The sequence below is a fragment of the Streptococcus sp. SCPM-O-B-15277 (M60) genome, from assembly GCF_058200335.1.
Genome location: NZ_JBYQGR010000002.1, coordinates 70,067 through 92,375 on the forward strand (window position 1 = coordinate 70,067; position 22,309 = coordinate 92,375).

The 22,309-nt window shown below is 41.0% G+C and carries 23 protein-coding genes; 15 read left to right on the plus strand and 8 right to left on the minus strand.

Annotation, left to right across the window (positions count from 1 at the left end; all coding sequences use genetic code 11):
- Positions 1–96: 96 nt before the first annotated feature.
- From AC3E9F_RS03780 to AC3E9F_RS03815, 8 genes are all read left to right on the plus strand, one after another.
- On the plus strand, positions 97–300 hold the full coding sequence (locus AC3E9F_RS03780) for a helix-turn-helix transcriptional regulator (protein WP_000916945.1): 204 nt from the start codon (positions 97–99) through the stop codon (positions 298–300).
- A complete protein-coding gene (locus tag AC3E9F_RS03785) occupies positions 300–503 on the plus strand; it encodes a hypothetical protein (RefSeq protein WP_263394260.1) in 204 nt (67 codons plus the stop codon). The genes AC3E9F_RS03780 and AC3E9F_RS03785 overlap by 1 nt, the downstream gene beginning before the upstream one ends.
- Positions 500–850, plus strand: coding sequence for a PspC domain-containing protein (locus AC3E9F_RS03790; protein WP_263394261.1), 351 nt, complete (start codon positions 500–502; stop codon positions 848–850). Before AC3E9F_RS03785 ends, AC3E9F_RS03790 begins: the two co-directional genes overlap by 4 nt.
- A 14-nt stretch (positions 851–864) precedes the next feature.
- The gene (locus tag AC3E9F_RS03795; RefSeq protein WP_490672820.1) at positions 865–1,440 is read left to right on the plus strand and encodes a DUF3169 family protein; all 576 of its coding nucleotides are present in this window, start codon (positions 865–867) and stop codon (positions 1,438–1,440) included.
- A 135-nt stretch (positions 1,441–1,575) separates the two neighbouring features.
- Positions 1,576–2,217 carry a CPBP family intramembrane glutamic endopeptidase gene (locus AC3E9F_RS03800; RefSeq protein WP_263394263.1) on the plus strand — a complete coding sequence of 214 codons (642 nt, stop codon included), beginning with the start codon at positions 1,576–1,578 and terminating at the stop codon, positions 2,215–2,217.
- An 18-nt stretch (positions 2,218–2,235) separates the two neighbouring features.
- Positions 2,236–2,451 (plus strand): hypothetical protein, encoded by a 216-nt coding sequence (locus AC3E9F_RS03805; RefSeq protein WP_263394264.1) that lies wholly within the window; start codon positions 2,236–2,238, stop codon positions 2,449–2,451.
- Between the two features lie 137 nt (positions 2,452–2,588).
- On the plus strand, positions 2,589–4,352 hold the full coding sequence (aspS, locus tag AC3E9F_RS03810; protein ID WP_263394265.1) for an aspartate--tRNA ligase: 1,764 nt from the start codon (positions 2,589–2,591) through the stop codon (positions 4,350–4,352).
- A complete protein-coding gene (locus AC3E9F_RS03815) occupies positions 4,330–5,271 on the plus strand; it encodes a YitT family protein (RefSeq protein ID WP_263394266.1) in 942 nt (313 codons plus the stop codon). Before aspS ends, AC3E9F_RS03815 begins: the two co-directional genes overlap by 23 nt.
- A gap of 54 nt (positions 5,272–5,325) precedes the next feature.
- Here the strand turns inward: AC3E9F_RS03815 and AC3E9F_RS03820 are convergent, their stop codons facing one another.
- From AC3E9F_RS03820 to AC3E9F_RS03840, 5 genes are all read right to left on the minus strand, one after another.
- Entirely contained in the window at positions 5,326–6,312 is a 987-nt protein-coding gene (locus tag AC3E9F_RS03820; RefSeq protein ID WP_214262596.1) for a LacI family DNA-binding transcriptional regulator, read from the minus strand.
- Between the two features lie 9 nt (positions 6,313–6,321).
- Positions 6,322–7,122: a DUF1189 domain-containing protein gene (locus AC3E9F_RS03825; RefSeq protein WP_214262597.1), complete on the minus strand. Its 801-nt coding sequence runs from the start codon at positions 7,120–7,122 to the stop codon at positions 6,322–6,324.
- 214 nt (positions 7,123–7,336) lie between these two features.
- Positions 7,337–8,179, minus strand: coding sequence for a sugar ABC transporter permease (locus tag AC3E9F_RS03830; RefSeq protein ID WP_214262598.1), 843 nt, complete (start codon positions 8,177–8,179; stop codon positions 7,337–7,339).
- 1 nt (position 8,180) lies between these two features.
- Positions 8,181–9,473: a sugar ABC transporter permease gene (locus AC3E9F_RS03835; protein WP_214262599.1), complete on the minus strand. Its 1,293-nt coding sequence runs from the start codon at positions 9,471–9,473 to the stop codon at positions 8,181–8,183.
- A gap of 125 nt (positions 9,474–9,598) precedes the next feature.
- Positions 9,599–10,867, minus strand: coding sequence for an extracellular solute-binding protein (locus tag AC3E9F_RS03840; protein ID WP_214262600.1), 1,269 nt, complete (start codon positions 10,865–10,867; stop codon positions 9,599–9,601).
- A 429-nt stretch (positions 10,868–11,296) separates the two neighbouring features.
- On the opposite strand from AC3E9F_RS03840, the gene malQ reads away from it, so the two are divergent.
- On the plus strand, positions 11,297–12,814 hold the full coding sequence (malQ, locus tag AC3E9F_RS03845) for a 4-alpha-glucanotransferase (protein ID WP_490672821.1): 1,518 nt from the start codon (positions 11,297–11,299) through the stop codon (positions 12,812–12,814).
- 22 nt (positions 12,815–12,836) lie between these two features.
- Positions 12,837–15,095 (plus strand): glycogen/starch/alpha-glucan family phosphorylase, encoded by a 2,259-nt coding sequence (gene glgP, locus AC3E9F_RS03850; RefSeq protein ID WP_490672822.1) that lies wholly within the window; start codon positions 12,837–12,839, stop codon positions 15,093–15,095.
- A gap of 36 nt (positions 15,096–15,131) precedes the next feature.
- Here the strand turns inward: glgP and AC3E9F_RS03855 are convergent, their stop codons facing one another.
- Together AC3E9F_RS03855 and AC3E9F_RS03860 are read right to left on the minus strand one after the other, a co-directional pair.
- Positions 15,132–15,998, minus strand: a complete 867-nt coding sequence (locus AC3E9F_RS03855) for a putative RNA methyltransferase (protein ID WP_490672823.1) — start codon at positions 15,996–15,998, stop codon at positions 15,132–15,134.
- Positions 15,999–16,080: 82 nt separating this feature from the next.
- Positions 16,081–16,389 carry a YciI family protein gene (locus AC3E9F_RS03860; RefSeq protein ID WP_263394271.1) on the minus strand — a complete coding sequence of 103 codons (309 nt, stop codon included), beginning with the start codon at positions 16,387–16,389 and terminating at the stop codon, positions 16,081–16,083.
- An 87-nt stretch (positions 16,390–16,476) separates the two neighbouring features.
- On the opposite strand from AC3E9F_RS03860, the gene AC3E9F_RS03865 reads away from it, so the two are divergent.
- The gene (locus AC3E9F_RS03865; RefSeq protein WP_263394272.1) at positions 16,477–16,791 is read left to right on the plus strand and encodes a winged helix-turn-helix transcriptional regulator; all 315 of its coding nucleotides are present in this window, start codon (positions 16,477–16,479) and stop codon (positions 16,789–16,791) included.
- A 94-nt stretch (positions 16,792–16,885) separates the two neighbouring features.
- On the opposite strand, the gene tyrS is transcribed toward AC3E9F_RS03865, so the two are convergent.
- Positions 16,886–18,142 (minus strand): tyrosine--tRNA ligase, encoded by a 1,257-nt coding sequence (gene tyrS, locus AC3E9F_RS03870; RefSeq protein WP_490672824.1) that lies wholly within the window; start codon positions 18,140–18,142, stop codon positions 16,886–16,888.
- A gap of 183 nt (positions 18,143–18,325) precedes the next feature.
- Here tyrS and mutL point away from each other — a divergent pair, with 183 nt between their 5' ends.
- From mutL to AC3E9F_RS03890, 4 genes are all read left to right on the plus strand, one after another.
- Positions 18,326–20,275 (plus strand): DNA mismatch repair endonuclease MutL, encoded by a 1,950-nt coding sequence (gene mutL, locus AC3E9F_RS03875; RefSeq protein ID WP_490672825.1) that lies wholly within the window; start codon positions 18,326–18,328, stop codon positions 20,273–20,275.
- Between the two features lie 120 nt (positions 20,276–20,395).
- Positions 20,396–20,989: a Holliday junction branch migration protein RuvA gene (ruvA, locus tag AC3E9F_RS03880; RefSeq protein ID WP_490672826.1), complete on the plus strand. Its 594-nt coding sequence runs from the start codon at positions 20,396–20,398 to the stop codon at positions 20,987–20,989.
- 9 nt (positions 20,990–20,998) lie between these two features.
- The gene (locus AC3E9F_RS03885) at positions 20,999–21,562 is read left to right on the plus strand and encodes a DNA-3-methyladenine glycosylase I (protein ID WP_490672827.1); all 564 of its coding nucleotides are present in this window, start codon (positions 20,999–21,001) and stop codon (positions 21,560–21,562) included.
- Complete coding sequence (locus AC3E9F_RS03890) at positions 21,559–22,233, plus strand: CPBP family intramembrane glutamic endopeptidase (protein ID WP_490672828.1); 675 nt, start codon at positions 21,559–21,561, stop codon at positions 22,231–22,233. Before AC3E9F_RS03885 ends, AC3E9F_RS03890 begins: the two co-directional genes overlap by 4 nt.
- Positions 22,234–22,309 lie beyond the last annotated feature (76 nt).

The window sequence follows — 22,309 nt, forward strand, 5'->3', positions numbered from 1 at the left end:
ATGACAAAAATCTTAAACTTTTTGACAAATATGCTTGTCAAAAATAAAAAGATGTGTTACAATGAAATCAAGATAAGAACAAAGGAGAAAAAAGACATGCTAAAAAATCGTCTAAAAGAGCTTCGGGCTCGCGATGGCCTGAATCAAACAGAGCTGGCCAAACTAGCTGGCGTGTCCAGGCAAACCATCAGCTTGCTTGAGCGAGATGAGTATACCCCATCCATCGTCATTGCCCTGAAGATTGCTCAGATATTCAATGAGCCAGTCGAGTCAGTCTTTCGCTTAGAGGAGGATGAGTGATGAACAAGTATAAAGTGATTTATTATCTATCTATAGTTGTGTTTATCGTAAATCTTTTGGCTATGATTGGAAGCCTATTTGGTTGGTTTTCTATCGTCGAAAGTAAATATCTCTTCTGGATTAACATAGTTTTACTATTAGTCTTTAGATGGGTAGAGAGAAAGATAAAGTTTAAAGAAATCGTAAAAGGAGAAAAGTTATGAAAGAGTTTTTAGCGGGTTTTCAAGTCGATACTGAGAACAAAGAACTTGCCGGTGTTTGTGCAGGTTTAGGAAATTATTTTAACATTCAAGCCGACATTGTTCGTTTGGTGACAGTCTTCTTGTTTCTCTCTTCGACGGAGATTGGGATTATAACAGTTACAGCCTATGCTTATCTAGCAGGTTGGCTTGGCAATGAACCCTTGGGATATGGAGCGAAGAAAGCAAGAAACCAAGCTGTTCTCGTACTTGTTGTTTGTTTGCTTTTGGTAACGCTTGGAGCAGATGGCCTGACAGCTATTTTTGAATCAGGTAAAGCCTTTGGTCAATGGTTGTCTGGCTTGTTTTAGAAAGAGGTTGAAATATGGAAAAGAAACATATCATTTTTGCACTGAAGATTTTTCTTGCAAGTGCTTTATTAGGAATATTTGCTGGTTTCCTTGATCTTAATCCTTTAGGCATCACTCAAGCTCAAGTAGTCGTTGCATTGAAATCATTCTTTCTTGGTTTAGGGATGCTTACGGTGATTCTAACTTTTTATTTCACTAGAAAAAGCCATCAGGCCTATCAGAGTTATCAAAGAGAAGAGGAGGACGAAGAAAACGAACAAGACTATCTTGCCATGTATCGTTTCTTAGATTATGGTACAGTAGCTTGGAATGTTTGCCAAATTAGTATGCTATCCTGCCTACTTTTAGATTTGGGAGGTTTAGGACCATCAGCAACATTCTTACTTTTGATAGTTTTAGGTATCTGGTCGGGTGTTTACTGCCTCAAAATCACCAGCAAGATTCGTAACTACAAACTTTCTATTATGGCGACTCCTAAGGAAGTTTTAGACTACCTTGACACTTATGATGAGGGAGAAAAACAGGCTGAAATGGAAGAAGCTTACTTGATCTTGTTCAAGGTTAATCAACTCCTCATTCCTGGGATCTAGGTTGTCTTAGTAGTTCTATCTGTAGTATTAGGTCAAGTACAGTTAGTTGCTCTACTCGTAGCAGTTGTCATCCATATGTACACGAATGTTGCACAGTTGCGTAAAACAAAACGTTATTTCAAATAGGAGAATCTTATGAAAACACTTAAAAATATTGGTTGGTATAGCCTTACTTTCTTATCATTTATTATGGTCTATAGTTTTATTCAGGGCGTAGGTTTAGTGGCTATGAAAATGGGTGCGCCTGAATATGTTGCTGTCCCAATTTATGTCTTATTGGCAGGAATTTTCACCTTCGTTACTTACAAGTGGTATAAGACAGGAACCGTTACGATTGAAAAAACAGCCCTTAACAAATACATCTGGTTGCCTGCCTTGGTATTGGTTCTTGTCATAGCAGCACAAAATTTCTTACCAAATGATCCATCAGTCAATCAACAGATGTTAGAACAAATGACTCATAATCAACCTCTTTTCTCTTTCTTTATGATAGTGGTCTTTGCGCCTCTTACAGAAGAATTGACCTTTAGAGGAATGTTAGCTCGCTATGTCTTTCCTCAACAAGATAACGTCAAGCAGACAGTTCTCTTTCTTCTTGTAAGCACCATCATTTTTGCACTTGTTCATTTCCCTGGGACTCCTCAACAGTTCCTGGTCTATGCTTCACTCGGCTTTAGTTTGGGACTGGCTTACATCAGCAAGGGTGGTCTGGCCTATAGTATAGCTCTACATGCCTTGAATAATTTAATCGGATTTTTAATGATTATCATGCTATAATAGACTCAGGAGGAAGTCATGAAACGAGTGATATTATTAGCAGTGATTCAGGCAGTTGTTCTCTTCCTTATTATTGGAGCGCTTGCCTATGCTTTTAAAGGGGATTTCTTTTATAATCATCTAGCAGTTATCTTTGCACCAATTGCAGGTATTATGCGATTTGCGACAGCCTATGCAACGGAGATTGTTCTCCCTAAAAAGGCAGGGGAGATTGCTGAAAAGCGAAAAAAATAAAGAAATACCAAATCCAGCGAAAGACTTTGCTGGATTTTTTCATTTATCGCAGGAAACTCTCAACTTTTCTGATGATTTTCATGAAGAGCCTGCGCTTTTATGGTAAAATAGTAACAGAATACAAGAGGAGAGAAGAAATGAAACGCAGTATGTATGCTGGTCGTGTTCGTGAGGAACACATCGGACAAGAAATTACCTTGAAGGGTTGGGTTGCCCGTCGTCGTGACCTGGGTGGCTTGATCTTTATCGACCTTCGTGACCGTGAAGGGATTATGCAGTTGGTTATCAACCCTGAAAAAGTATCAGCAGAGGTGATGGCAACAGCTGAGAGCCTTCGTAGTGAATATGTCATCGAGGTGACTGGTCAAGTTGCTGCACGTGAGCAAGCAAATGACAAGTTGGCGACTGGAGCGGTTGAACTGAATGTAACAGCTCTTGCTGTACTCAATACAGCTAAGACAACACCATTTGAAATCAAGGATGGCATTGAAGCAAACGATGATACGCGTCTACGTTACCGTTACCTTGATCTTCGTCGTCCAGAGATGTTGGAAAACCTTAAACTTCGTGCCAAAGTAACACATTCTATCCGCAACTACTTGGATGAGTTGGAATTTATCGATGTGGAAACGCCATTCCTTTCTAAATCAACACCAGAAGGAGCGCGTGACTATTTGGTGCCTTCTCGTGTCAATAAAGGGCATTTTTACGCACTTCCTCAAAGTCCGCAGATTACAAAACAGTTGCTGATGAATGCGGGATTTGACCGTTACTACCAAATCGTCAAATGTTTCCGTGATGAAGACTTGCGTGGTGACCGCCAGCCTGAATTTACCCAGGTCGACTTGGAAACTTCATTCCTGACTGAGCAAGAAATCCAAGATATCACAGAAGGATTGATTGCGCGCGTGATGAAGGAAACCAAAGGAATCGAAGTAACACTGCCATTCCCTCGTATGAAGTACGATGACGCGATGGCTCTTTATGGCTCTGACAAGCCTGATACTCGTTTTGAGATGTTGCTTCAGGACTTGACAGAAGTTGTCAAGGGAGTAGACTTCAAAGTCTTTTCAGAAGCTCCTGCTGTTAAAGCCATCGTCGTCAAAGGAGCTGCAGATAACTACTCACGTAAAGACATCGACAAGATGACAGAAGTAGCCAAGCAGTATGGCGCTAAGGGTCTTGCTTGGGTTAAGGTTGTTGATGGAGAATTGAACGGACCAGTTGCTAAGTTCTTGACTGCCATTCAAGGCGATTTGGCAAGTGCACTTGGTCTTGAAGATAAAGACTTGGTTCTCTTTGTGGCTGATACGCTTGAGGTAGCTAATGCAACACTTGGTGCCCTTCGTGGACGTATTGCCAAAGAACTTGGCTTGATTGATAACGATAAATTTAACTTCCTCTGGGTTGTTGACTGGCCAATGTTTGAATGGTCTGAAGAAGAAGGACGTTATATGAGCGCCCACCATCCATTTACGCTTCCTCAGGCAGAGACTGCTCATGAACTCGAAGGGAATTTGGCTAAGGTTCGTGCTATTGCCTATGACATCGTCTTGAACGGTTATGAACTTGGTGGTGGTAGCCTTCGTATCAATCAAAAAGACCTTCAAGAACGTATGTTCAAGGCTCTTGGCTTCTCGGCTGAAGAAGCCAATGACCAATTTGGTTTCCTTTTGGAAGCGATGGACTATGGATTCCCACCACACGGGGGCTTGGCTATCGGACTTGACCGTTTTGTAATGCTCTTAGCAGGAGAAGAAAATATTCGTGAAGTCATTGCCTTTCCGAAGAACAACAAAGCGACTGATCCGATGACGCAGGCGCCATCAACAGTAGCTCTTAAACAACTAGAAGAACTCAATCTACAAGTAGAACAAGATGAAACAAACGAAACAAACTAAGAAGTGGCACTATTATTTGCGTCGCTTTGCTCATCGCGTAAAAATCTTACGTGTCTTACAAGGAATTTCTAAAGAAAAATACGATGAAAAAATCTCAGCTTCTCTGGTATATGGTTTTTTATCAGCTGTAGCTGTCAATTTCTTTTTCCAACCAGGACACGTTTATTCAAGTGGTGCAACAGGTTTAGCACAGATTATCTCAAGCCTTAGTAACTACTGGTTTCATTTCCACATCCCAATCTCTGTCGCTTTCTATTGTATCAATGTTCCGCTCATGATTTTAGCTTGGCGACAGATTGGCCATAAGTTTACGATTTTTACTTTTATCACGGTATCCATGAGCTCGCTCTTTATCCAGTTTGTGCCAGTGGTGGTCTTGACAGAAGATCCTATCATCAATGCCCTGTTTGGGGGTGTCGTTATGGGATTGGGAATTGGCTTTGCTCTACGCCATAATATCTCCAGCGGTGGAACAGATATTGTCAGCCTGACCATTCGTAAGAAAACAGGTCGAAACGTCGGTAGTATCTCCTTCTTAGTGAACGGTACAATTATGCTGATTGCAGGATTGACCTTTGGTTGGAAATATGCTCTCTATTCTATGATTACTATCTTTGTCTCAAGTCGTGTAACAGATGCAGTTTTCACCAAACAAAAACGCATGCAGGCCATGATTGTCACTAGTAATCCAGATGCAGTCATTGAGAAAATCCATAACAAATTGCACCGTGGTGCGACTATGATTCATGATGCTGAAGGGACTTATAACCACGAGCGTAAGGCAGTTTTGATAACGGTTATCACTCGTGCAGAGTTTAATGATTTTAAACTAATCATGAAACAAGTTGATCCGACAGCCTTTGTATCTGTCTCAGAGAATGTCCATATTCTAGGACGATTTGTCGAAGTTGAAAACTAGTTGTTCAGGTAAATAGTATACAAAAAAACCAACTCAAAATAGAGAGTTGGTTTTTTATTTTTCAACGATTTTGTGCGCAATCACTTGTCTATAGCAGATTTGACGATTTTCTTTGACATCATTGATGATTTGAAGAATGGTTTCAAATGAAGTTCGGCCAAGAGCAAGGCTATTGATATCAACATAGGCAGCTAGATTCAATCTTGGATTTACTGAGTCAAAGCTGAGGACTGGAACATCAAGCTGATGTTCGTTGAGGTAGTTACAGACACCTTCAGCTAAGAGACTATCTGTTGTGATAATTGCATCGGTCTGAGGGTCATGTTTAAAAAGTTGTTTACTAAAGTTATAGCCCTTTTCTTCTAGGAACTCGTCGGCAAAGAAGGTACGGTGGCTATCAAGAGCTAGATGATGTTCTTGAAGAGCTTGCTCGTAACCTGTCAGACGGTCTTGAGTAACAAAGAGTTTCTTGGTACCACCAATGAAAGCAATTCGACTACATCCTTTTTTGATGAAATATTCGGTCGCATCAAATCCAGCTTGAATATTATCATTGTCAACAAGCGGAATAAAAGGGGAAAGTGATTTTCCAAGAATGAGGAAGGGAAATTGCTCATCGACAACTAGTTGTACCAAGGGGTCATTTTCTTGAGCATACAAGAAAATAAGCCCGTCCACACGTTTTCCGTAGACCATTTGTGAAATAGCGTTTAAACGCTCTTTTTCGTCCTTACCGGTCGCAATCTGAATGGCATAGTGATTCTCTGAGGCAACCTGTGCAATCCCCCTAAAAACAGAAGGGAAGAAAGGGTTTTGGTAGAAAACGTCTGAATCATCTGGAAGAACCAAGCCAATAACTTGTGTATAACTGCTAACGAGACTTCGAGCATTAAGATTAGGATGATAATTGAGTTCTTTCATTGCCTTTCGAACTCGTTTTTTAGTCTCGTCACTAATCGTAGATTTGTTTTGAATAACACGGGTTACGGTTGAGGGAGAAACCCCTGCAGCCTTGGCCACGTCTTTAATCGTAACAGGCATAATAATCTCCTACTTTTGGTAGTCTGGATCACGATAATGAGTCTTGTAAAAGATAGTGACCAGGTATAGAACAAATAAAATGTTTTGAACAGTAATCAAAGTCGCCATATTTTGACCCAAGAGACCTAGAATCAAGGTAATGAAAGTTGGTAAACCTAAACAGTTCAAAATAAAATGATAACACTCTTTGTAGGTCTTAAATGAGAAGAGACGTGATTTTTTCGTAAAGTAGAGCAAAAGGCTAGCGCCTAAAGCGACAATGAAAAAATTAAGTCCAAAGAGGAAGCTGGCGCCTAAGACCAGAAAGAGGCTAATATAGACACGATTCTGTTGATACCAGTCTTTGGAAATAGCCTGAGTCAAGCTTTCCTTGTTTTGGAAGCTCTCAGTTGTAATAGCGTGATAGCGGATACTGGTTAACTCTTTTCCTTGCTTACTGATGACGAGTTGCTCGGGTTCAAAGCTAAGAAGTAATTCTTCAGGGAAACTTGAAGGAGCAGTAGCGCCGATTTGTACAGAAGCTTGATGGGGAGTTGTCCCCGTATAACTTAGTTTACCATTGACAATCTGGGCATTGGTAGCCAAATCTTGAACCACACTATCCGTCAAAGGTGCGTAGACATCATCAATAAAGGTTTCCAAAGGATAGGTTTCCTGAGAACTGTTCTGAATAGCAATTGGCACCATCGACAAGCTAATCAAGAAAATACTGGTAAAAATCAGTTGAAACCAATTTAGGCCGAAACGATGAGATAGGGGCTTACGGAATCCCCAAATACTATTAAAATAAGAAAATGGATATGGTAACATAAATCTCTTTCTATAGACATTTTTCTATACGAGTATTATCGAGTATTATATAGAGAAATGTTTTTTATTTCAAGCGGGGATAGTAGAATCCTTGGTAAAAGTGAATGTTTGTTAGGATTCGTCCACTAACTAACAAGGTAATCTCTGCAAGCTCTTCTTTCTCACCAGACAATCGATGTACAAGTTCAAAATGAAAAAGGGTGGCGAGGGTATATTACCCCTTGTCGCCACCGCTTGTAAGTCCTGAAACGAAGTTCTTTTGCAAGAAGAAGAAAAGTGTACAGATTGGAAGAGCGATGAGGATAGCACCTGCTGAGAAGTAGGCGATCTTCAAGTTCTTCGCATTGTTAACGAAGGTTTGTAGACCAACGGCAACTGTAAAGTATTCTTTTTCACGAAGCAAGAAACTAGAGAGGATATAGTCTCCGAAAGGTCCCATGAAGGCCCAGAGTGCTTGTACTGCAACCATTGGGCGAACAAGAGGGAGAACGATTTGCCAGAAGCGGCGGAAGTGTCCTGCACCATCAAGTTTTGCAGACTCATCAAGAGACATTGGCACGGTGTCAAAGTAACCTTTCATCAACCAAGCATTCATCGGGATACCACCACCGACGTAAAGGAAGATGAGGAACCAGCTATGGTTGAGGGCGTTCAACATGAGGGCCATAACGAAGAAGGCAGTCAAAGCGGCCATTGTTGGAACCATTTGGATGATCAAGAAGAAGACCAAACTTTGTTTACGAGCAAAGAAATTGTAACGACTGTAGGCATAACCAGCAAGGACGATAATACTTGTTTGAACGACCATAGTGATCAAAGCGATGATCAAAGTGTTGAGGTACCATGTTCCGTACAAGGTTTCAGTGAAGAGTCCTTTGAAGTTGTCAAAACTAAAGTTGACATTGCTGTCGAGTTTAAAGGCTACGACGTTACCAGACTTGAAGGCAGACATAATCGTAATTAAAAGAGGATAGATAATAACGATTGAAAGACCAATCAAGTAGAGGTAAGTAAGGCTTTGAGTCAGTCTACGTTTGAGTTTAATTGAGTTATTCATCTTAGACGTCCTCCATATCAAATGCGTGTAGTTTCTTGAATGCAATCATAGAAATAGAGATGACGATGATTGAAATAATCAATGTAACGGCAGCAGCCATAGAGTATTGAGGAGCTGTACCAGTTGTCAAACGATAAATCCATGAGATCAAGATATCGGTTGAACCAGCTCCACCACCTACACTACCAGGACCTCCGCCATTGAAGAGGTACATAATAGAGAAGTTGTTAAAGTTGAAGGTGTATTGGCTGATCAAAGTAGGTGCCGCAACGGCCAAGATCATTGGGAAAGTGATGTTGCGGAATTTTTGCCAAGCATTTGCACCGTCAATGTAAGCTGCTTCGTACAAGTCATTTGGAATAGATTGTAGGATACCGAGTGTCAAGACATAAATATAAGGGAAGCCAAGCCATCCTTGCATCATAATCAAGGCAACCTTAGTCCAAGTAGGGTTTGTTTTCCAAGGGATTAGTGCTCCATCGAGGAATGGAAGAACCTTAGCAAAGAGAGGGATTACTTGAGTATTGATAGCACCAACACTATCGTTGAACATATTTGAGAAAGTCAAGATAGTGATAAAGGCTGGTACTGCCCAAGGAAGAAGGAAGATAACACCAAAGATACGTTTACCCTTGATAAATGGTTGGTTCGCAATGATAGCAGTGAAAATACCAATAACAATCTGCAAAGTAGAAGCAGACAAAGCCCAGATAATGGTCCAAGAAAGAACGGAACCAAAGGCTGAACGAAAGGTACTCAAGCTCCAGATGTTTGTGAAGTTTGTCAATCCAACCCAGTCCAACAATTTATTTGGTGGTAAATGTTGGAAGTCATAGTTGGTAAAGGCAATCATCAAGGTTACGATAACAGGGAAGATAATCGCAAATGTCATCGCTACATATGATGGGATGATTAAGAGGTATGGGAATCCATTCTCATAAATACCTTTGATCATATCCTTGAAGGTACGAGCCACAGGAATACCGTTATTGATACGTTTTGCAATAGTGTGAGCATCTTTAATGTTGAAAATATAAAATGCTAAATAAACAATTACAAAAATAGAGTGGAAAGCACCACGAATCAGCATGAAAAGAGAGTTGTCACGGCCCGGTTTTGTACCGAGTGTGATCAAGTTACTCAATTCAGGAGCTGCAAGCGTTAGAAAATACAGAACAAATAGAACAGTCACACCAAGGAAAATAAAACCTTTAGCTTTTTGCTTGTTATAGATTTGTCCTAAACCAGGAATGATTGACAGCAAGGCTGCTTTGCGAGGCTGTTGTTTTTCCATGATTACTCCTTTCATAGGATGCGAGTTTAAACTCGGATTTATTCGTAAGATAGGTACATCAGATAAGAAGCATATCTATAAATTCAAAGGGGGGATTTTGCTTCCACCCCCCTTGAACAAATCAATTAGTTACCAAATTTTTGTTGGATTGTTTCCTTAATCAATGTTACAGCATCGTTAGCAGCTGTTTTCGCATCTTTCTTACCGCTTACAGTATCAAAGAGCATAGTTTTCGCTGGGTCCCAAACTGTTGACATTTGTGAGATGTTTGGCATTGGTTGAGCGTTCTTGAACTGTTTGATAACAGCTGTAGTCAACTCATCGTTTTTACCTTCAGCGTAAGCACGAGCTTCAGTGTTTGCTGGGATTTCGTTCGTTGCATCGTAGAATGCTTTTTGTTGTTCAGTTGAAACAAGGAAGTCTACAAATTTTTGAGCGCCTTCAAGGTTTTTAGTGCTTGATGGGATGATCCAAGCTTTACCTCCACCAAAGGCTTCGTAGTTTTTACCGTTTGGAAGAGTTGGGATAGTTGCAACACCGTAGTTTACTTTAGCATCTTTGAATGCTTGAGCTTTCCAAGGACCATCGATGATAGCAGCTGTTTTACCTTCTTGGAATTGAGTTTGGATCAAGTTTCCAGCACCTTCAGTATCTTGCATACCTTTAGGCCATTTGTCGTACCAAGTTTTAGCGTATTCGAGACCTTTGATTGCTCCGTCGTTAGCAAGACCGATATCTTTAGGATTTTTACCGTTATCACCAAATACGTAAGCTCCGTTACCAGCAAGAAGTCCGTATGCGTAGTAGAAGTTAGTCCAGTCAGCTAGGAAAGCAGTAGTTTTTCCGTCTTCTCCAGCGAAAGCGTATTTGCTATCTTTAGCAAGCTCTTCTAATTCAGCAAATGTTTTCGGAGCTTCTTTAATCAAGTCTTTATTGTAGTACATAACAAGTGACTCGATAACAGCAGGAGCACCGTAAACTTTACCACCAACAGTTACAAGAGATTTAGTAGTATCGTCTGTTTTAGCACCGTCGCTCAAAGTAACTTCTGAAAGTTGTCCGTCAGTACCAAGGCTACCTACACGGTCGTATGGAGCCATCATAACGTCAGCAGCTTTACCTGATTGGTTATCAAGTGAAAGGTTGTCAAGTCCACCTAATTGGTCACCAGTTTTAATAGTAACTTTTACACCAGATTCTTTTTCGTAAGCTTTTGCAGCTGATTCTGCGAATGCTTTATATTGGTCTTCAACGTAGAAAGTGATTTCTTGACTTCCTGATGCAGAAGAATCAGCAGCTTTATCAGCAGTTTTACTTCCACAAGCTACCAAAAGCAAGCTAGCAAGAGTAGCAGTACCAAGTACAGCAGCGCTCTTCATGAATTTAGTTGACATAATGTATTCCTCCTAAAGAATAACAAATTTTAATTTCGAGGAAACGCAAACGTTTTCCCTTATGACCATAGTATAGCACAAACGGAAAACGGTTGCAAGCACTTTTTTTAAAAATTTTTAAAAAGTTTAAAATTCGGCAGAAGGGGGGAATGTCGCTATAAAATGTTCTATAATAGGAAGAAAAAGTAAAAAATCAAGAAAAATGTTCGGAAAATAGAAGAATGGAAACGATTGCGCACTTTTTTTAAAAAAATTATCAAGGTCAGAGAATAGGATATAGTAAATTTTATTTTTAAGAATATCAATAAATCAAAAAAAGTTTTTTTAAAAACGCTTGCATTTCTTTTTGAAATGGGTTATACTTAAAGTAGCGCAAACGTTTGCGCAAAAATTGAAGTAATTAACAATATAAACACTTGAGGTGCTAATATGAAAAAACGTCAAAGTGGTGTGTTGATGCACATCTCATCACTCCCAGGAGCCTACGGAATCGGATCATTTGGTCAAAGCGCCTATGATTTCGTTGACTTCTTGGTTCGCACGAAGCAACGCTACTGGCAAATCCTTCCTTTGGGAACAACTAGCTATGGAGATTCTCCTTACCAATCTTTCTCAGCCTTTGCTGGAAACACTCATTTTATCGACCTTGACATCTTGGTTGAGCAAGGTCTCTTGGAAGCAAGTGATCTTGAGGGAGTTGACTTCGGTAGCAATCCAACTGAAGTTGACTACGCTAAAATCTACTATGCACGTCGTCCACTTTTAGAGAAAGCTGTCAAACGTTTCCTTGAAGTTGGAGATGTCAAAGATTTTGAAAAATTTGCTCAGGGAAACCAATCATGGCTTGAACTCTTTGCAGAGTATATGGCTATCAAAGAGCATTTTGACAATCTTGCTTGGACAGAATGGCCAGATGCAGATGCACGTGCTCGCAAAGCCTCAACTCTTGAAAGTTACCGTGAACAATTAGCAGATAAACTTGTTTACCACCGCGTAACGCAATACCTTTTCTTCCAACAATGGTTGAAATTGAAAGCATATGCTAACGAAAACCACATTGAAATCATCGGAGATATGCCTATCTACGTGGCTGAGGACTCAAGCGATATGTGGGCAAATCCACATCTCTTTAAAACAGATGAAAACGGAAAAGCGACTCACATTGCAGGATGCCCTCCAGATGAGTTCTCTGCAGATGGTCAACTTTGGGGGAACCCAATCTATGACTGGGAAGCAATGGACAAAGATGGTTACAAATGGTGGATTGAACGCTTGCGTGAAAGCTTTAAAATCTACGATATCGTTCGTATCGACCACTTCCGCGGTTTCGAGTCTTACTGGGAAATCCCTGCTGGTTCTGAAACAGCGGCACCTGGTAAATGGGTGAAAGGACCTGATTACAAACTCTTTGCAGCGGTTAAAGAGGAACTTGGTGATTTGAACATCATCGCAGAAGACCTTGGATTCATGACTGACGAAGTTATTGAACTACGTGAACGCACTGGCTTCCCAGGAATGAAAGTCCTTCAATTTGCCTTCAACCCAGAGCACGAAAGTATTGACAGCCCTCACTTGGCGCCAAATAACTCTGTCATGTATACAGGAACACACGATAATAACACTGTTCTAGGTTGGTACCGTGATGAGATTGATGATCCAACTCGTGAGTACATGGCTCGTTACACGAACCGTAAAGAGTATGAAACAGTGCCACACGCAATGCTTCGCACAGTATTTTCATCCGTTAGCTTCATGGCTATTGCAACTATGCAAGACTTGCTAGAATTGGATGGTTCAGCTCGTATGAACTTCCCATCTACTCTTGGTGGAAACTGGTCATGGCGTATGACAGCAGATCAACTAACTCCTGCTGTCGAAGAAACTTTGCTTGATCTGACTACAATTTATCGCAGAATTAATAAAAATTTGGTAGAATTAAAGAAATAAGACATTATCAGGAGATACAAAAATGTTACCATTAAAAGAATTTGTACAAAATCGTTACAATAAATCGATCGCAGAATGTAGTAACGAAGAGCTTTACCTTGCTCTTCTTAACTACAGCAAGCTTGCAAGTAGCCAAAAACCAGTCAACACTGGCAAGAAAAAAGTTTACTATATCTCAGCTGAGTTCTTGATCGGTAAACTCCTGTCTAACAACTTGATTAACCTTGGTCTTTATGACGAAGTTAAGAAAGAACTTGCTGACGCAGGTAAAGAGTTGATCGAAATCGAAGAAGTAGAATTGGAGCCATCACTTGGTAATGGTGGTTTGGGACGTTTGGCAGCCTGCTTTATCGACTCAATCGCTACACTTGGTTTGAACGGTGATGGGGTTGGTTTGAACTACCACTTCGGTCTTTTCCAACAAGTTCTTAAAAACAACCAACAAGAAACCATTCCTAACGCTTGGTTGACTGACCAAAACTGGTTGGTTCGTTCAAGCCGTAGCTACCAAGTGCCATTTGCACACTTTACATTGACATCTACTCTTTACGATATCGATGTACCTGGTTACAAAACAGCTACTAAAAACCGTTTGCGTTTGTTTGATTTGGACTCAGTTGATTCTTCAATCATCAAAGATGGTATCAACTTTGACAAGACAGACATCGCTCGCAACTTGACTCTTTTCCTTTACCCAGATGATAGTGACCGTCAAGGTGAATTGCTCCGTATTTTCCAACAATACTTCATGGTTTCAAACGGTGCTCAATTGATCATCGACGAAGCAATCGAAAAAGGAAGCAACTTGCACGACCTTGCTGACTACGCAGTTGTACAAATCAACGATACTCACCCATCAATGGTGATTCCTGAGTTGATCCGTCTTTTGACTGAACGTGGTATCGAACTTGATGAGGCAATCTCTATCGTTCGCAACATGACAGCTTATACCAACCACACAATTCTTGCGGAAGCCCTTGAAAAATGGCCTCTTGAATTCTTGGAAGAAGTGGTTCCTCACTTGGTACCAATCATCAAAGAATTGGATCGTCGTGTGAAAGCAGAATACAAAGACCCAGCTGTTCAAATCATTGATGAAAACGACCGTGTACACATGGCTCACATGGATATCCACTACGGATACAGTGTTAACGGGGTAGCAGCACTCCACACTGAAATCTTGAAGAACTCTGAGTTGAAAGCTTTCTACGACATCTACCCAGAAAAATTCAACAACAAAACAAACGGTATCACATTCCGCCGTTGGCTCATGCATGCCAACCCAAGCTTGTCTCACTACTTGGATGAGATTCTTGGACGCGATTGGCACCACGATGCTTCTAAGTTGGAAGACCTTCTCTCATATGAAGACAAGGCTGCTGTCAAAGAAAAATTGGAAAGCATCAAAGCTCACAACAAACGTAAATTGGCTCGTCACTTGAAAGAACACCAAGGTGTGGAAATCAATACAAACTCTATCTTTGATATCCAAATCAAACGTCTTCACGAGTACAAACGCCAACAAATGAACGCATTGTATGTGATTCATAAATACCTTGACATCAAGGCTGGGAACATCCCTGCTCGTCCAATCACAGTATTCTTTGGTGGTAAAGCAGCTCCTGCCTACACAATAGCTCAAGACATCATCCACTTGATCCTTTGCTTGTCAGAAGTGATTGCAAACGACCCAGCAGTAGCTCCACACTTGCAAGTTGTCATGGTTGAAAACTACAACGTTACTGCAGCAAGCTTCTTGATCCCAGCATGTGACATCTCAGAACAAATCTCACTTGCTTCTAAAGAAGCATCAGGTACTGGTAACATGAAATTCATGTTGAACGGAGCTTTGACTCTTGGTACTATGGACGGAGCAAACGTGGAAATCGCTGAGTTGGTTGGAGACGAAAATATCTACATCTTCGGTGAAGATTCAGAAACTGTTATCGACCTTTACGCAAAAGAAGCTTACAAATCAAGCGAATTCTACGCTCGTAAAGCGATCAAACCATTGGTTGACTTTATCGTGAGCGACGCTGTTCTTGCAGTTGGTAAGAAAGAACGTTTGGAACGTCTTTACAACGAATTGATCAACAAAGACTGGTTCATGACTCTTCTTGACTTGGAAGACTACATCAAAGTGAAAGAGCAAATGCTTGCTGATTACGAAAACCGTGACGCATGGTTGGATAAAGTCATCGTCAACATTGCTAAAGCAGGATTCTTCTCATCTGACCGTACAATCGCTCAGTACAACGAAGATATCTGGCACTTGAACTAAAATGAAACAAAAAACGCATCTTGAATAGATGCGTTTTTATTTTATTGGATTTAATTGCATTGTCTTCCCAACAAGAATCTCTGCTTCGATGGTAATTTCTGTCAGTTGACTCCAGTCAATCTTAGTCTGGTCAACGTGAAAGAGTAGGGGAGTCATACTGAGCAGGGCTTGGCGTTGCTCTGCGGTGATGGGCTTGGTCAGGGAAGCTATCTGACTCGATTGGATGCTGAAGTGTTCTTGAAAATGTTCCTTGATATCTTGGTTAGAGTAGCCCTTTTTTGTCAGCTGGTCCTGTATCATTTGACGGATTTCTTTAAGGTGATTTTCAGTTGGGATGATCTTGATTAAGATGCCGTCCTTTGATAAGACTCGTCGGAATTCTCCGTAGTTGGCAGGCGAGAAGATATCAAGTAGGATATCCATGCTAGCGTCTTTTATAGGAAGGCGAGCCAGGTCACCAACGAACCAGTTGACCGCCCAGTTGGGCTCGCTCTTGGCAGCGATTTGGACCGAGTCTTTTGAAATGTCAAAGGCATAAAAGGTTTTATCAGAGTGACTTTCTTGGAGTTTGCGAGAGTAGAAACCTTCGCCACAACCGATGTCCAAGACAGTTTTTGCGGATAGCTTCGTTGCTAGTAAGTCCGAGATGGTTTCTAAGATAGCCTGGTAAAATCCAGCTTCTAGGATTTGCTGGCGGTTCTGAAAGTTTTCCTTGTCGTAGTTGGCAGATTGCTTGATTTGAGGAGCCAAATTGACATAGCCGAATTTTGCTAGGTCAAAAGAATGGCGATGTTCACACTTGAGACTAGACTCTACCAAGGTCAGATTTTCTTGGCAGATAGGGCAGGCAAAGGCACTAGCAGAAGCAAAGCGCTGGAGTTTGGGTTTGAGGTTTGTATTCATAATAGTAGTGTAACAAAAGAGCTTCTATATAGCAAACAATCTGGCGAATTTGAATTCCTTTAATTGCACTAATTTATCAAATTTATTTACTTCCATAGAATTGATTGGTTAGTATAGTTTTCAATTCAAGACAATATTTACTTGCCTCAAATTCAATAATATCATATTGGGCAATCTTATTTTTGTAGAATGGGTCTTGCATGATGATTTCTTGGACAACTTCCTTATTCTTACCTTGCATAAGAATAATTCCTCCAGTTCTTGGATTTTTTCTACCAGATGCAATAAACAAACCTTCTGCATAATAATGGTTCAGAAAATTTATGTGTTCTTGTAAATATTTTTCAACTGCCTCAAGTGGCTCAATATAGGTAAGGTTTATAATAAACATAAATAACTCCTTTAAAATAAATGATAAAAAGATTATAATACTTTATAAATAAGTTGTGTAGTAGGCACATTTTTGTAAGGAGAAAAAATGTTAACAAATAAAAATTGGAACTGTAGTATGTCTCGTGTCTTAGATGTGGTTGGTGGAAAATGGAGGATGAATATATTATGGGTTATAAACAAGCATAAGAAAGTCCGCTTCAATCAATTGAGAAGAGAAGTTGAAGGGATTACAACTATCAGTCTAACACGTGGACTAGATGTTTTAATAGAGAACCAATTGGTTGAGAAATTTGATTTTGAGACTATGCCACTCCATACAGAATATCAGCTAACAGAAAAAGGTAAATCACTGATGCCGATTTTAAAGGATTTAAATCAATGGGGAAAAGAATGGCTGTAATAACTTTTTAGCTGGGGAGTGACCTTACATAATTCTAGGGAAAAGTATATAAGAAAACCACGAAGTTTCGTATTAACTTCGTGGTTTTACTTTCTTAATAAGTCAAAACAAAGTATTTTTTCTTACCACGGCGGATAACAGTCAGTTCGTTCTCTAACTTATCAGCATCACTCAAGACATAGTCAAGGTCTTGGATGCGGTCGCCGTTGATATAGATAGCTCCATTTTGAATATCTTCACGGGCTTGACGTTTTGAGTTAACCACACCAGAAGATACAAGGAGTTCAACGATGTTGTGGTTTTCGTCTGCTTGTACTTGGTAGTTTGGCACACCACGAAGTCCTTGTTTGAGTTCTTTGACAGAAAGGTTTTTGATATTCCCTGCAAAGAGTTGCTCAGTGATGTTAAGAGCTTCTTTGTAGGCTTCTTCTCCGTGAACAAGTGTAACGACTTCACGAGCCAAGACTTTTTGAGCCAAGCGTTCGTGTGGCGCCGCTTCAAATTGTTTACGGATGTCTTCAATCTCGTCAAGTGACAAGAAAGTAAAGATTTTCAAGAAGCGAACAGCGTCAGCGTCCATGACATTCATCCAGAATTGGTACATTTCGTATGGAGAAGTCTTTTCAGGGTTGAGCCAAACTGCATTTCCTTCTGATTTACCAAATTTCTTACCAGTTGCGTCTGTGATGAGTGGAACAGTGATGACGTGACCTGTCTTATCAGCCTTACGACGAAGCAACTCTGTACCGGCAGTCATATTTCCCCACTGGTCAGAACCACCGATTTGAAGGGTTACATTGTGCTCTTGGTTAAGAACGAAGAAGTCATATCCCTGCATGATTTGGTAGGCAAACTCAGTGTAAGAAATCCCTGTTTCAATGCGTTTCTTCACAGACTCCTTGCTCATCATGTAGTTGACAGTGAAGTATTTTCCGATATCACGGAGGAAATCAATGAAGCTGATGCTGCCAAACCAGTCGTAGTTGTTGACCATGACAGCTTTATTTTCACCATTTTCAAAGTCAAGAAAGCGAGAAAGTTGTCCTTGGATAGACTTGACCCAGCCATCCACTGTGTCTTTTGTTTGGAGACTACGCTCAGCATCTTTGAAGGACGGATCTCCGATGAGACCTGTAGCACCGCCAACGAGCGCATAAGGTTTGTGACCTGCTAACTGCAAACGACGACTTGTCAAGATTGCGACAAGGTGACCTAGGTGAAGGCTGTCAGCAGTTGGATCGTAGCCAGTATAATAAGAAACTTGACCTTCTTCTAGGGCTTTGAGCAAAGCTTCTTCATCAGTCGTTTGAAAAATCAAACCACGCTCTTTTAGCTCATCAAAAATGTGCATGTGTCTTTTCTCCTTTTTAAAATATTGTTTCTACCTATTTTACCACAAACTTGGCAAATAACCTAGTAAAATCGGGAAGAAAGTTGCTGCTTGGACTTTTTTGGAAACGAATGAAATATGGTATAATAGCACTAGCTTATTTTCAGAGAAATAGATAAAAATCGTTAAGAAAGGGGCTGAAAGATGTCTCATATTATTGAATTGCCAGAAGTCTTGGCCAACCAGATTGCAGCAGGAGAAGTTATTGAACGTCCTGCGAGCGTAGTTAAAGAGTTGGTTGAAAATGCTATCGACGCTGGCTCAAGCCAGATTATCGTTGAGATTGAAGAAGCTGGACTTAAGAAGATCCAAATCACCGATAATGGTCACGGGATTGCCCACGATGAAGTCGAGTTAGCTCTCCGCCGTCATGCGACCAGTAAGATTAAAAATCAAGCGGATCTCTTTCGGATTCGGACCCTCGGTTTTCGTGGTGAAGCTTTGCCTTCTATCGCATCTGTTAGTGTGCTGACTCTTTTGACAGCAGTGGATGGAGCAAGTCACGGAACCAAGTTAGTTGCTCGTGGGGGAGAAGTTGAAGAAATCATCCCTGCGACCAGTCCTGTGGGGACCAAGGTTTGTGTGGAGGATCTTTTTTTCAACACACCAGCTCGTCTCAAGTATATGAAGAGCCAGCAGGCGGAGTTGTCTCACATCATTGATATTGTCAACCGTTTGGGGCTAGCCCATCCTGAGATTTCCTTTAGCCTGATTAGCGATGGCAAGGAGATGACACGAACAGCTGGTACGGGTCAACTGCGTCAAGCCATTGCTGGGATTTATGGTTTAGCCAGTGCCAAAAAGATGGTTGAAATTGAGAATTCTGACCTAGACTTTGAAATTTCAGGTTTTGTTTCATTGCCGGAGTTGACACGTGCTAATCGTAACTATATTAGTCTTTTTATAAATGGTCGTTATATCAAAAACTTCTTGCTCAATCGTGCCATTTTAGATGGTTACGGGAGCAAGCTCATGGTGGGGCGTTTTCCACTAGCCGTTATTCACATTCATATCGATCCTTATCTAGCAGATGTCAATGTGCATCCAACCAAGCAAGAGGTACGAATTTCCAAGGAAAGAGAGCTGATGGCGCTAGTTTCAGAAGCTATCGCAAAGAGTCTCAAGGAACAGACTTTGATTCCAGACGCCTTGGAAAATCTTGCCAAATCTACCGTTCGCAATCGTGAAAAAGTAGAGCAAACGACTTTGCCGCTGAGAGAAAATACGCTCTACTATGAAAAAAATGAACCGACAAGACCGACTCAAGCTGAGGTAGCAGACCATCAAGTAAACCTGACAGAAGACAGACAGGATTTGAACTTATTTGCTAAGGAAACCTTGGATCAGCTGACTAAGCCAGCCAAACTGCATTTTGCAGAGAGAAAGCCTGCCAGCTATGACCAACTGGATCATCCAGAGTTAGATATGGCTAGTTTAGATAAGGCTTATGATAAGTTGGAGCGGGAAGAATCTTCAAGCTTCCCAGAGTTGGAATTTTTCGGTCAGATGCATGGAACCTATCTCTTTGCCCAAGGTCGAGATGGGCTCTACATCATAGATCAGCACGCGGCTCAGGAACGGGTTAAGTATGAGGAGTACCGTGAGAGCATTGGCAATGTTGACCAGAGCCAGCAGCAACTCCTAGTGCCCTATATCTTTGAATTTCCTGCGGATGATGCCCTTCGTCTCAAGGAAAGAAAGCCTCTCTTAGAGGAAGTTGGCGTCTTTCTAGCAGAGTACGGGGAGAATCAATTTATCTTGCGCGAACATCCCATTTGGATGGCAGAGGAGGAAATCGAGTCTGGGATCTATGAAATGTGCGACATGCTCCTCTTGACCAAGGAAGTTTCGATAAAGAAATATCGAGCAGAGCTAGCCATTATGATGTCCTGCAAGCGGTCCATCAAGGCCAACCATCGTATTGATGATCACTCTGCTAGACAACTCCTCTACCAACTCTCCCAATGTGACAATCCATACAACTGTCCCCACGGACGTCCTGTTTTGGTCCACTTTACCAAGTCAGATATGGAAAAGATGTTCCGTCGCATTCAGGAAAATCATACTAGCCTCAGAGAGCTAGGAAAATACTAATACTCTTCGAAAATCTCTTTAAACTGCGTCAGCCTTACCTTGTCTAACTTAAGTTATGCCTACGGTTAGCTTCCTAGTTTACTCTTTGATTTTCATTGAGTATAAATTGAAGGGAAAATTATGTACGAATATCTAAAAGGTATCATTACCAAAATTACTGCTAAATACATCGTTCTAGAAGCTAACGGGATCGGCTATATCTTACACGTAGCCAATCCTTATGCTTACTCAGGACAAGTCAATCAAGAAGCGCAAATCTATGTGCATCAAGTTGTTCGCGAAGACGCTCATCTCCTTTACGGCTTTCGTTCAGAAGACGAGAAAAAACTCTTTCTCAGCTTGATTTCGGTGTCAGGCATTGGCCCTGTTTCTGCTCTTGCTATTATCGCAGCAGATGACAATGCAGGTCTCGTTCAAGCCATCGAGACCAAGAACATTACCTACTTGACCAAATTTCCAAAAATCGGGAAGAAAACAGCCCAACAGATGGTCTTGGACCTAGAAGGTAAGGTGGTTGTGGCCGGTGATGACCTTCCTGCTAAGGTTGCCGCTCCATCTAGCAGTGATAACCAAGAATTGGAAGAAGCTATGGAAGCCATGTTGGCCTTGGGCTACAAGGCGACTGAGCTTAAAAAGATCAAGAAATTCTTTGAAGGAACTTCTGATACAGCTGAAAACTACATCAAATCTGCCCTTAAGATGTTGGTGAAATAGGAGATTTCTATGCCAAAACGTTGTGGCTGGGTTAAAATGAATAACCCGCTATATATAGCCTACCACGATGAGGAATGGGGTCAACCCCTACATGATGACCAGGCTCTTTTTGAGTTGCTCTGTCTGGAAACCTATCAGGCGGGACTTTCTTGGGAGACGGTGCTCAATAAACGGCAGGCTTTCCATGAGGCTTTTCATAGCTACCACCTTCAAGATGTTGCAGACATGGCGGATGAGGAGCTGGAAGCTTTGTTAGACAATCCAGCCATCATCCGCAATCGTGCCAAGATATTTGCGACACGGGCCAATGCTCAAGCCTTTTTACAAGTCCAGGCAGAATTTGGCTCTTTTGATGCCTATCTTTGGTCTTTTGTAGATGGGAAAACCATTGTCAATGATGTTCCAGATTACCGTCAAGCACCAGCTAAGACGCCTTTATCTGAGAAATTATCCAAGGATCTCAAAAAACGTGGTTTTAAGTTTACGGGTCCTGTTGCAGTTTTGTCATTTCTACAAGCTGCAGGTTTGGTTGATGACCATGAGAATGATTGTGAATGGAAGGGTCTTAAATGATGTCTACCAAATATAAGGGAGTTCTGATTTTTGGGTTCCTCTATACAGTTCTCTTTGTGTTTGATGGCATACGAGTATTTGATGCTCCATTGCCTTCTTCTGCAGGGACTTATTTACTCTATACCATCATGTTTGTGTATGGTTGCTTCTTATTTAAGTCACTATTGCTCCAAAAGTGGGAAGAGGTTAGAACTTCTAAAAGGAAATTTATCTTTGGGGTTTTAAAAGGCTGGGCCTTGCTTTTCATTTTAACCATTCTCTTTGGGCTCCTATCGGAAATGTTGAGACAGATGTTGGGATTAAGCGGACAGGGACTAAACGAGGCTAATATACAAACTGCCTTTAAAGAACAACCACTACTGATAGCGGTTTTTGCCTGTGTCATAGGCCCTTTAGTGGAAGAGCTCTTTTTCCGTCAAATTTTATTGAGATATTTAAGGAAAAGTCTACCAACTTGGCTGAGTGTCTTTTTGGTCGGTCTTGCCTTTTCACTTACTCATATGCACAGTTTGTCTTTATCAGAGTGGGTCGGTGCAGTCGGATACCTAGGTGGTGGCCTTGCCTTTTCTATTATTTATGTGAAAGAAAAGGAGAATATCTACTATCCCTTACTTGTTCACATGTTAGGCAATAGCCTCTCCTTTATTATTTTAGCCATCGGTAGTATATGATGAAAATGCTAGTAACGATAATGAGAAAAAGAGGCTGGGACAAAAGTCCTAGCCTCTCAATTGTCTATGGATTGTC